Raw genomic sequence first — 11,512 nt, 5'->3', positions numbered from 1 at the left:
AGTGGCTCAGGTTTGATATTGCCTTCAATAATCCCATCAAACGTGACCAGTTGCTTATACGCATTCCAGCCGTTATTGGCTTGTCGAATTTGAGGCTGGTCGAGCTGCCCCAAGTTTCGTGCAAGTTCATAATGGAAGTTTTGACGTAAAATATTGTCTATATATTCATTGCTAATGCTGTGATGAATTTCACCTTCAAAAAGCACGCAATAAAATGGTTTAACCTGTTGTTGGGTATCAATCGCCAGTAAGGAAATCGCTTTCGATTCGGTTTCGTTTAACTGAGACAACAACTGTTGAGCAGTTTCAGGTGCAAGTTTCTCACCAACCAAATCTACACCGAAACGGCGGCCTTGGAACTCAAAACATGGGATTTGCTCTATAAAGCCAGTCACTTTTAAACAATCGTCTAGACAGTAACGCAGTAAGCCATTCCCCGAAGTAATGAGTGGGCTGACCACATCGCCTTGTTTAAGCTGCCATGAAGGAACGATTTGCCCCTGTTTCTCACCCTCTAAGTATTCGAACTCATAGAAATGACTTTGGTAGGCCAATGGGTATTGGTTGTTATAGGGAATAGTCACTACACCTTCGGTCGCCCATAACCCTTTGCCTTCAAACTGAACACTGGGTAATTTCTCTTTTAATTTCTCGGCCCAAGCTTTTGAACCAGCAGTATCCCAACTCGACACTAAACTTAACTTTGGCCAAAGCTTCTTAAAGTCGATCTGTGCGCCGTTTAAACTTGCAATTAATGCTTGAGCACTTTCAGGGCTATGCGGTGCGGTCACTTCTTTTAGTGAAGCCTCACGATTGCCCCATTTACCGCTGTTAAGCACTTCAACCACATCTTTTTGCAATGACTCCAAACGCTCAAGTAATTGCAGCGCAAAAGTCGGACTCCATACCGAAATCATGGCTAAGTTACGGTTTGCGACTAAATAACAAATGGTGGCAAACAGTGCATCGTCAGCATTGGCTGCAAATGCAACGTTACTTGGAACCGCTTGGGTAAACTTAGACAATATACGTTTACCTACGCCAAGTAGCGCACTATCATCATTTAGATTTTTATCTTTTAAAACTTCACGCTGACTTTCAGGCAACCATGACACCGACCAGTAATGTGTACCCGAACTCAGCTCTGGACACTTACGATATAAACTTGCCATCCACGGCGCAATCGCATGGTCAAGCTCATCTAAAAACAGCTTGGTATATGGAATAAACTTAATTTGTTCGCTTGAACCACTGGTCGGCTGGAAACGAACCAGTTTACTGCTAGACAGTGAAAGCTTTTGTTCACGGTAACGCTGAATGTCTTCTCGCCATGCGCTATAGCGAGTCGCAGGAAAGGCTTTTACAAACTGCTCATAATTTTGAACCTTTTTATCTTTGGCAAAGGTAGAAGTCTGTAAAATCGAATGCAAAATTTGACGTTGTGTGGTTTCTAAAGCATTAAACTTTTTTTGGAAATTACGGTCAGATGCATCACACCATTTTTTTAAAATAAGATGCGAGCCTAGAGTCAGCCATTCATTAGATTTCATTGGATAGCCTCTCTACGTTTTGTTTTATGGGTTACACAAGCTTCAAACTTTCCTTTACTGGTCGGCTTCGTCATGAGCTTAACTGGGAAACGGGCAATATCTTTCCAGCCCAGACGACCTATACACGGCAGTTCTGTTCCGGCTTTCCAAGTTGGATTTTTTTGTTCAAAGAAATGAATGTTAGGGTTCTTTTCTCGCATTTCGGCGGTAATCGGTGCAACTTCGCCTTTTAATGGCTGATAGTCATCACCAAAGTTGAGTAAACCTGCTTCACGGTCATAATATTCACCAAAGAATTTTTCACAGTAGTGCTCAACCACTTCCGAAAGGTGTTGGTTTTCATCTTTAATGTTTGGGTAATAGACATAGTAGTTATTGGCAAGTAATAGATAGGTCTTATAGCCCTTAGAAATGAGTAACCAATAGAGTTCGTTAAAAGGATATTTGATTCGAAGCTTAATCATGAGCTTGAGCATAGTACTTTGTAAGCTACGCGTGCCCCAGAACTTCTTCAAAATAACCGTATCACCGCTAAAGAGCACGGTGTAGTCTTTACCGTTTAAGTAGAAGTGCTGCACCACCACAGTCGAGAAACCGACAATCTCATCTGTCTCAGAGTCAAAAATTAAGATCGCACCGCTTTTATTTTTAAAATCGTCTACAAAAATAGAAAATCTGGTATTTTCATAATACTGTTCGTAAATGGAATACATCACTTTTAGTCGATCAGTATCAATTTGCTCTCTTTCAAAATATTGCCCATAAGTTGTGTTTTTCAGGTTCAATTTTGAAATCAGTTTATATGTTGTATTAATCATAATACTTTAATCTCCCACATCCAGATCTGTGAGTTCCACTCGCTCATAAGGCGATGTTGGAAACTCGTATAAATGTTCTTTTTCTAAGAAGGGATACGTTTTGATATGCCCTATTGTTTTTCATTCTTTAAAAGCTGCCCTCTACTGCTAAAACTTTACATATTCATTTTCTTCCCCCTGTCCATAAAGATGGTTAAAAAGGCAGTCACAAACATAATGATTGCGAGCATGCGTAATAAATCATTGAAGCTAGATGTCAGTGCCTGAAAATGAATGTCGCGGTAAATCACACTCAGCGCGATTTGCTGGGCATTTGCACCGACCTCCTGATATTGCGCCGTGAGCTGGTCAAGCCTTTCTGTAAATATCCAGTTCTGCGGTGTCATCGCCTGATTAATTTGGGTGACATGCATGGCGGTCAACCAGTCTAAGGATGAGTTAATCAGCGCCAGTCCAACCGCGCCGCCAATGTTACGCATCAGGTTATAAATACCGCTGGCATCGGCCACTTTACTGAGTGGCAAAGTGCTCATCGCCAAATGCGAAACCACAATCAGGCAAATCATAAGACCAATACCACGGTAAATTTGCGGCCAGAACATAAAGTCATAATCGCTGTGAATGCTGAGATGCGAGTTGAGCCATACACCAAAGCCCGCCAGAACCATTCCGACAAATACGGTTTTACGGGTATCAAAGTTAGGAATAAGCCACGCAAGGAACGGCGCAAAACAGAACATGACAATGCCTGTCACCATCATGACATGACCAATTTGGCTACTGTTCATTTCACGGACTTGCCCAAGAAACACAGGAATCATGTAACCCAAGCCATACAGCGCCATACCAATCACAAACGTTGTAATGGCACTTAAGGTAAAGTTTTTGTTTTTAAATACCGATAAATCGAGCAAAGGCTTAGGCTGAGTAAAACTTCGAGAGAAGAAAATCATGCCGCCTATTAGGCAGACCATAAAAGCAATACGAACGCCTGTGTCTGCAAGCCAGTCATGTCGTGCGCCTTCATCGAGGAAATATTCAAGCCCACCCAAAAACATCGCCATACCGACCAGACTAAACCAGTCCATGCTTTTAATAAGTGAATAGTTCGCTCGGTCAATATTTGGGCCTGAGTAAATGACCGTGGCAATGATAATGCCCGGAATAATATTGATCAGGAACATCCAGTGCCATGAGAAGTTATTGGTGAGCCAACCTCCAATGGTGGGGCCAATCGCAGGCCCTAAAGTACTGATCATGCCAAACATGACCAAAGGCAATGAACGTTTTGGTTCGGGAAACAGTAAGTACAACGCTGTCATGGAAGTCGGAATCATACCTCCGCCCATAAAGCCTTGAATGCCACGGAACACCAGTAAACTTTCCAAGTTCCATGACAAAGCACAAAGTAAAGAACTCACCGTAAAACCGATTGCACACATGGTGTAATACACCCGTGTTGAAAGCACTCGCGAGACAATACTCGACATTGGAATCGCAATAATTTCGGCAATTAAATAAACCGTTTGCACCCAAGTGACTTCATAACGACTTGCACTCATACCAGCTTGAACTTCGTTTAGAGAACTCGCCACAATCTGAATATCAAGAATCGCCATGAAGTTGCCAAAAATCATGGCAGCAAAAATTGCCCATGCAGTTTTTGCGGGAAACCTCCACTCGGCTTCAACATGCTTATTCATTTTCTTATTACCTAAAATTTTATTATTAAGTTCTTAGGTCAACGGTGGCACTCACCGACATTCCAGGTTTTATCAAATCAATATGCGGGCTTGAATCTATGGCAATACGTACAGGAATACGCTGTACAACCTTGTTAAAGTTGCCAGTGGCATTGTCTGGCGGCATCAGTGAAAAAGTTGCGCCTGAAGCTGGTGAAAAGCTCTCAATTTTTCCGGTATAGGTGAGGCTCGGATAGGCATCAAGTTTTAACTTCACCTTCTGACCAACATGCATTTTTTCAATTTGGGTTTCTTTGAAGTTGGCTTGTACATACAAACTGTTTTCAGGAATGATTGCCATTAAGCGGGTTTGTGGAGAAACACGTGAGCCTTTTTGAATTGCAAGGCTACCGATCTTGCCGCTCACAGGACTAACTACTTTTGAGGAAGCCAGATCGACCTGATAGAGATTCAAATTTGCATTGGCACTTTGGATATCTGCTAAAAGCTGTGCTCGACTCGCTTGTAAACTCCCCAACTGAGCTTCTGCTGCATTTACGGCGGCTTGCGCTTTGCTGAGCTGTGCTTGAGCTGTTAAATATTGAGACTGAACACCCTCAAAGTTTTGACGGGTAATCACGCCATCTTTTAATAAGTCTTGATAACGTTCAAACTCTTTTCTTAAGCGAGTTAAATCGGCTTGTGCTGCAACTACGCCACTATTTGCTTCTGTAATTGATGACTTAGCAGACTTTTCGTTTTGTTGTTGTACACCGAGTGCGGCCTCTTTTAAGCTCACCGCAGAACGGGCTTGATCATAACGAGCTTGATAATCGCGGTGATCTAATACCGCTAAAGTTTCCCCTTTTTTTACCACCTGATTATCATTAATTAATAACTCCATCACTTCGCCTGAAATCTTTGGCATAACCCAAGTTACATCGGCTTGCACATAAGCATTATCAGTAGATTGATAAAATCGGTATACAAAAAAATAATATACGATACCAGCAACTAAAAATAACAACAGGACACTAAAAACACCCCATGTTATTTTCTTTCGACTTTGGAAATTAGTATCAGTTTCTAGCTGAGCTACGTTATCCATATTCATTCCGCTTATTTGTAATATTCGATTTTTTATTTAAGCCAATAAAATTATTGGTTTCTTATTTACGTAACTTTTCACTTGGTTTTATTCAATGAATCGTGACAGCGTAAAATTTGGTGCAAATTATGGTTCTGAAGTGAATTAAATATCATTGACCTCTTAGCCATATATTTTTTCTATTTATGTCAATAAATCATGTTATATAAACTATATTTAAAAAATATTTAATTCTAATTACGATAGATTTCTCTTAATAAATCGATTTAAAAATCAAACATAAATAATTGTTAATTAACAAATTACTAAAATTATTTATATTTTATTCAAACCTCCAAATTGGTTAATTTATTGCAGAAATGTTAACAATAAGTTTTATTTTGTAATATTTAAGTATTATTAATTAAAATAACATGTAATTTAAAAATGAGTTAACAATCAAAATTTTTATACTTATACATATAGAATATATATAATTTATAAATATTATATTTTTTAAAAACAACAATAAGAAATCTAACAAAATCATTAAAGATGATAAACGGTAATTTTTAATAATTAAGTCACTCTACCGAGTAAAATGACTTATATTTTTCCAGATAAAATAAAAGCAGAAACTATCTCAAACCCATTATTTAAAAGCAAAAACAAACCTTTAAAAATAGTAGTTTAAGTGATTTTTTATTGATTTAAACGTTTGAAAATTTTTTCTAAAGTTATTCCAATAGCAAGTATTTCACTGTCCTGATGAGCTAAGCCATCTATTTCTAAACCAACTGGCAGTTTTGATTTCGTACCCATTCCAATGGGTAAACTCAGCCCTGGTATTCCTATATTACTGCCGGGGTCTGTATTTCGCATGAGGGTCTGGAAAGTTTCAATTGAATAAACTTGTTCATTTGCTAGTGGTGCCACAATTGGTGATGTTGGGAATAATAAAGCATGTAAATTATGCGCTTTAAATGTGTTTTGATAGAGTTCAAGCAATTGAGGCCGAGCTTCACTAATCGCTTTTTCATACAAAGGTAAAACGGGAACAAGTTGACCATTCGGATCTAGAGTTAACTCAGGAAGAATATTCAGTTTAAAAATTGCCTGTACATCAGGGCTTGAGATCTGATCGACTACAGTCTCTATGGTCAAATTTACATGATGATCTTTCAAATATTGAATCAGGTCATATTTACCTTCATAGATAACCACGGGAAATGAAACTGCTTGATTGAGTTGTTCTAAATTTGGCATATCGACTGGAATAATTTCGACTCCTGCACTTTTTAAAAGTTCAAGCGCAATATGAGCCTGTTCATGTACGTCTTCATCTAAATGATTCCAAAAATATGAATTGATACCGAGTCGAATTTGATGAGGCTCAAATGGTTCTTTTCTTGGTTCTTGAGTAATAAGCTCATCAATTAAAATAACATCAGATACGGTATGCGCTATTGGGCCAACGGTATCGCGAGTATGTGAAATTGGGGTAATACCTTCTTGTGAATATCGTCCTACTGTTGGACGAAAACCCACACAACCATTTAGGGCACTTGGCAGTCGAATAGAAGCACCTGTGTCTGTACCCATAGCAATCGGAACCATGCCCGCTGCAACAGCCACCGCACTACCCGAAGAAGACCCACCAGCAATATGTAACGGGTTTACGGCATTTCGTGTACCCACAACGCCCTCTATATGCATGGCAGTATTATAACCTGTTACCCCAAAGGCTAATTCGTGCATATTGGCTTTACCAACAATGATCGCGCCGTGGTCAATAAGCTTTTGAATAACTGGGGCAGAAGTTTGCGGCCTAAATTGAGCTAAAGCTGGTGTACCTGCACTATTTGGAAAACCTGCAACATGAATATTATCTTTAACCGCAATTAAAATACCCATCAAAGCTGGACATGGTTTTCCACTCAGTAGGTATTCATCCCAATATTGAGCTTGCTGAATTGCTGAAGCTTTATCTGTGCTAATAAAAGCATTTAAAGATTGCTGTTTTTCAATAGTCGCGAAGTAATGATGCACAAGCTCTTCACAAGATACTTTTCTCTCATGAATCAATTGAGTAATGACATCTATGGGAGCATTTACTAAATCCTGTGATTCAATCCAATTATTTTTTTCAACTGCATTTGACATGATGACTTAAAATCCATTTAAGTTGTGATCTTAAAAACTTAGTACAAATTGCTTATTCATTCGTATCCTCAAAATTGAGGATTGTTTTTGTTTTAATGTTGAATGAGTAAAGCCATTTCAGTGCGATTATTGCAGCCGATTTTTCTCATAGAATTGTTCAAATGAGTTCTTAATGTGGTAAAGCCAATACCCAGTAAATTTGCCACATGTTTATCACTTAAACCTTTAGAGACCAAATGAACCACTTCTTGTTCACGCGAAGTCAAACCGTATTGGCTTGATAAATCAGTGGGTAAGGCTTGACTAAAATAAGGTTCAAGTAGGCTTAATATTCTTTTTTCACGTTCACCAAACATGTCGGCATCTTTCGCACGCCAAATCCGTAAATCACCAATATCCATACCATTTCGGACAAAATAAATATTGATGCCATGATATAAACCATAGGCTCTCAAAAACTCATTGTAATAGGGTGTTTTTTTCAGGTCTGCGAGAGGCATGACCTCGGTTACGAATGTTGGTTTTTGGCGTTTGCGAAGCTGTGCCGTAATCGGATCATCAAATTGCCAAACACATTCATAGTCCTTCATGGCTTTTAGGTCGATTTTCCATATCACACCTTCTTTCGATAAGTTATGGGTTGAATCCCAAATGTAAGATGCAGCGAAATCAGCCCGCAATAAAATGGCAATATCTGCAAGAATATTTTCACGTAAATTATATTGCCCTTTTCCTGAGCCAAGTTTCCATAATATTTCGGAGAACAATGTAAACTCAGATGGACTGAAATCCTTTTCAAAAAGTACGGTCATCGTTTACCTATTTAACGAAATCCATCGAATTTTAAGTTACAGGCTTCAGAGGTCATGCAGGTAATTATTTAGATCAATTTGGAGTTGTATTCGCCAAATTGTTGCCTGCTATTTGGAAAAAATAAATTTCTTCTAAAAAGACTAAAAGCTAACCTCTTTTAGCTTTTAGTCTTCTGAAAATCAAAAGTATTTAGTAAACTTACTTATTAGCTTACTTCATTAGACTTATTTATATCAAAAGCCACTAGTAATCTTGTTATAAAAGTAATAGGTTCTATGTTTTATTCTGATGGGAAAATAAAAATCTCAATAATTACATTGCTATTAATCATATGAGTGGAGCAAAAGGAGTATTTTTACTATAATATTTGTATTAGATATAAATTTATAAAATCAGAATAAAAAGGAATAATTATGGATAATATTAATGCAGATCTATATCAACTTAAAGAAGATATAGCTTATGAAATCAAAGTGACTAAAGCAAACCGTGAAAAAGATAGAGATAAATCTACTTTTGTTAGTATATATACTGGTCTAATATCGGCTCTTACCACATTTTGTATTGGCCTAACTCCTTACGTATCTGAAGATTACACCAATTTTATTGGAGGTTTTTCTTTGTTTATTAGTGCTTCTCTAACTGTTGTTCTGGCCTGGAATGGACTCTTTAATCATAAAAGTCTATGGATTAATTCCGCAATAAAACTATCAGAGCTTTACGATTTAAATACAGATATAAAACATTCTGAAAGTAGTAAATCAATAGATCAAAATTTAGTAAACAATTTCTATAAGCGCTATAAAACAATTATGAATGATGCAAATGTTCGTTGGCTGAAAATTAGAGAATAGTAATACTTTAAAAAGTATAGTTTGCTGTGTCACGTATGGGATATGGTTTGCCATTAATTATTAGAGGATAAAATTTTGCTTGTTTGCAAAAAACTTCTAATAGAACCGTGTCTTGTTCGTGTAAACCACTATTACTTTGGATCTTTGCAAGGGCTAAGTTTCTAATATCATCAGTTTCTGAATAAATACTTATATATCTGGTTTCTCCTTTAAGATCGCTTGTATTAATGTTAATTTTTGAAAATACTTTAAATCTCAGTTTTCTAGAGGCTTCTTTATAAAAAGAATTTAATTAGAGATATAACTTAAACCTCAGTCGCTAAATACCAATTTTTCCAAGAACTGGTTCCTCTCGTTTCAAGAGGCACTGTTGGAATCAGTTTTTCTTTTAATATTTCAGTTTGTTCAAGGGCTTTAGCAAGCCTTGCTTTAACGGAATGAATACATTCACGGTCACCAAATTCGCAGCGGTCTAAAGTTGTACCGCCACAAGGCCCATTGGCTAAACCTTTTGGACACGTTTCAGGGCAAATATATAAAGTATCGCTTAGCCGACACTGACCACAGCTTTCACAACCGACTAGGCTATGTTTACTCAAAACTTCGGTTTTAAGTAAGACTTTGGCGACCAAAGTATTTTCCCAAAAAGACGCTTTAAAAATAAACCGTCCAATACCTCTAGCAATTTTTGATCCAAACATTGCTTCATGCATAACATGTAGCTGACGATATTTAATTAATTGTTTAGACGTTGGCTGAAGCGAAAACCGAGCAATTTCAGGTGAAAACTCTTTGCCTGATGTGACTTGCCAAAGTGAATTCCAAAGCTCTTCTAAAGCTTTAAGCTCCAAATGTCTGTATTGCTCAATATAGCTTTCAAGCAACATTTGCTCTTCTGGCTTATGACAAGCAGATAAGTGAATTCCTGCATAACCTAAGTGTTTACATATCAAAATCTGTAAAGCACAGCGTAAATAAACGCGGTCTGTATGCCCTGCCTGTTTTTCATCTGCCAAGACTTTTAGCATGTGTGGAGTAATTACAATACCAGCAACTTTATGCTTCACCATAAAATTGGCACGGCCTAAAGTTAGTGGCATGACGCAAGCCAGTATTTGCTGTGAATAATTGTTCTTGGTTAAAAATGATTTGGCTTGCTTTAAGGCTTCAATATCATAGCCCAATTGGGTAATGATAAAGTCAGCGCCTGCTTTAATTTTCTTATGTAGTTTTAAATACTGTGCGTCACGCTCAGCTTCAACATATTTAAATGGGTTAAAAGCAACCCCAATACGGAACCCGCCATGTTGCTTGGCAGCCATTACGGCGTTTACCGACTCTAGGTATCTACTACGAGGCTGTCCATCTCGACCATTATGGTGTTCTTTGAGTTTATCGCCTGTAAGCAATAACAAGTTTTGAATATTGGCTGCTTGAGCTTGTTCTAAAAATTGCTCAAAGTCTTGTATGTCTCGGGCCTTACCTGAAAAGTGTAAGACTTTATCGATTGAGTCTGGGTAACTTTTGCTGGCTTCAAGCGGCGCGATATCATGATCTGAATGTACACGATCTGCCAATGTCATTGCAGCCGGATATCCTGCAAACTCATGTTTCACAGGATAAATTTCATGCAGTGAAGTGAGATATTCCACCAACACAAAAAACTGGTTTTGCTGGAAGCAGGGAGAAACGTGTGACATAGGCAAAGTGCTGATCAAAACATGACATCAATCATAAGCGCGGCATTATAAATCAAAGCGCATCAAGATGCGCTAGTCAGAAAGCTCATTGTTTTGCTTATCTTCACCCTCTTTATTTCTGGGTAATTCGAGTGAGCGAGGAAATATAAAATCAAATGAATCGAGTGCATAACGGTAAAGCTGAGCTGGCCGTTTGCCTACAATTTTACTGTGGTTGGTTTCTTCAACTGCACCCGCTTCTATCATACGGCGTCTAAACGCTTTTTTATCTAAAGATTGCCCAAGAATAATTTCATAAATGGTTTGTAGCTCAGTCAGCGTAAATAATTCAGGCATGAGACTGGCTGGCAATGCGGTATAGCGGGTTTTACTGGTTAAACGCTCTAAAGCTAAGCTGAGCAATTCATTATGATCAAACGCCAACGCTAAATCTTGTGCTTTTGCTACAGGCACCCATTCGCTGTACTCAGCTAATGCTTGTTGTTGATAGGCATTAAAATCAATTAAAGCAAAATACAAAATGGTTACGGCCCAGCCACGCGGGTCACGTTTAGCATTGCCCACAGAGGCAACTTGTTCCAAATAAGGTGAAGCAATCCCTGTTTTTTCAACCAGCTTACGATAAGCCGTGGCCATCAAATCTTGGTCATGGGTTAAATCGGCAAAACCACCCGGTAAAGCCCATTGGTCTTTGGCTGGAAAGTTGGGTCGCTTAATGAGTAATACCTGCAATTGACCATTAAATACCGAGAAAATAGCCATATCTACAGTGAGTAAAGGTGCGTCATAATCTCGGCGATCATAACTGGCAAGGAATTCTTGTTCAGTTTGAATAGTCACGTTCA

At 38.3% G+C, this 11,512-nt stretch carries 9 protein-coding genes; 1 reads left to right on the top strand and 8 read right to left on the bottom strand.

From position 1 onward, the window contains the following. The 6 genes from B554_RS0101860 to B554_RS0101835 form a co-directional block, all read right to left on the bottom strand. The coding region (locus B554_RS0101860) for a GH3 auxin-responsive promoter family protein (protein WP_019456769.1) at nt 1–1,550 on the bottom strand (1,550 nt) is incomplete at its 3' end. Beyond that, on the bottom strand, nt 1,547–2,335 hold the full coding sequence (locus B554_RS0101855) for a hypothetical protein (protein ID WP_171057761.1): 789 nt from the start codon (nt 2,333–2,335) through the stop codon (nt 1,547–1,549). The genes B554_RS0101855 and B554_RS0101860, both read right to left, overlap by 4 nt. Nucleotides 2,336–2,523: 188 nt before the next feature. After that, complete coding sequence (locus B554_RS0101850; RefSeq protein ID WP_019456767.1) at nt 2,524–4,071, bottom strand: DHA2 family efflux MFS transporter permease subunit; 1,548 nt, start codon at nt 4,069–4,071, stop codon at nt 2,524–2,526. A gap of 25 nt (nt 4,072–4,096) precedes the next feature. Beyond that, nucleotides 4,097–5,158 (bottom strand): HlyD family secretion protein, encoded by a 1,062-nt coding sequence (locus B554_RS0101845; protein WP_019456766.1) that lies wholly within the window; start codon nt 5,156–5,158, stop codon nt 4,097–4,099. Nucleotides 5,159–5,839: 681 nt separating this feature from the next. Further along, on the bottom strand, nt 5,840–7,300 hold the full coding sequence (gene iaaH / locus B554_RS0101840) for an indoleacetamide hydrolase (RefSeq protein WP_019456765.1): 1,461 nt from the start codon (nt 7,298–7,300) through the stop codon (nt 5,840–5,842). 92 nt (nt 7,301–7,392) lie between these two features. After that, nucleotides 7,393–8,112: a response regulator transcription factor gene (locus B554_RS0101835; protein ID WP_019456764.1), complete on the bottom strand. Its 720-nt coding sequence runs from the start codon at nt 8,110–8,112 to the stop codon at nt 7,393–7,395. 414 nt (nt 8,113–8,526) lie between these two features. Between B554_RS0101835 and B554_RS0101830 the strand changes: the two genes are divergently transcribed. Beyond that, nucleotides 8,527–8,967, top strand: a complete 441-nt coding sequence (locus tag B554_RS0101830; RefSeq protein WP_019456763.1) for an SLATT domain-containing protein — start codon at nt 8,527–8,529, stop codon at nt 8,965–8,967. A 305-nt stretch (nt 8,968–9,272) separates the two neighbouring features. Here the strand turns inward: B554_RS0101830 and B554_RS0101825 are convergent, their stop codons facing one another. After that, nucleotides 9,273–10,667, bottom strand: a complete 1,395-nt coding sequence (locus tag B554_RS0101825) for a methylenetetrahydrofolate reductase C-terminal domain-containing protein (protein WP_019456762.1) — start codon at nt 10,665–10,667, stop codon at nt 9,273–9,275. 72 nt (nt 10,668–10,739) lie between these two features. Next, entirely contained in the window at nt 10,740–11,507 is a 768-nt protein-coding gene (locus B554_RS0101820) for an NUDIX hydrolase (protein ID WP_019456761.1), read from the bottom strand. Nucleotides 11,508–11,512 lie beyond the last annotated feature (5 nt).

The organism is Acinetobacter sp. GG2, from assembly GCF_000292385.1.
GTDB classification, from domain to species: domain Bacteria; phylum Pseudomonadota; class Gammaproteobacteria; order Pseudomonadales; family Moraxellaceae; genus Acinetobacter; species Acinetobacter seifertii.
Note: the sequence above shows the minus strand (reverse complement) of the source record. Positions and strands in the feature narration are given on the sequence as shown.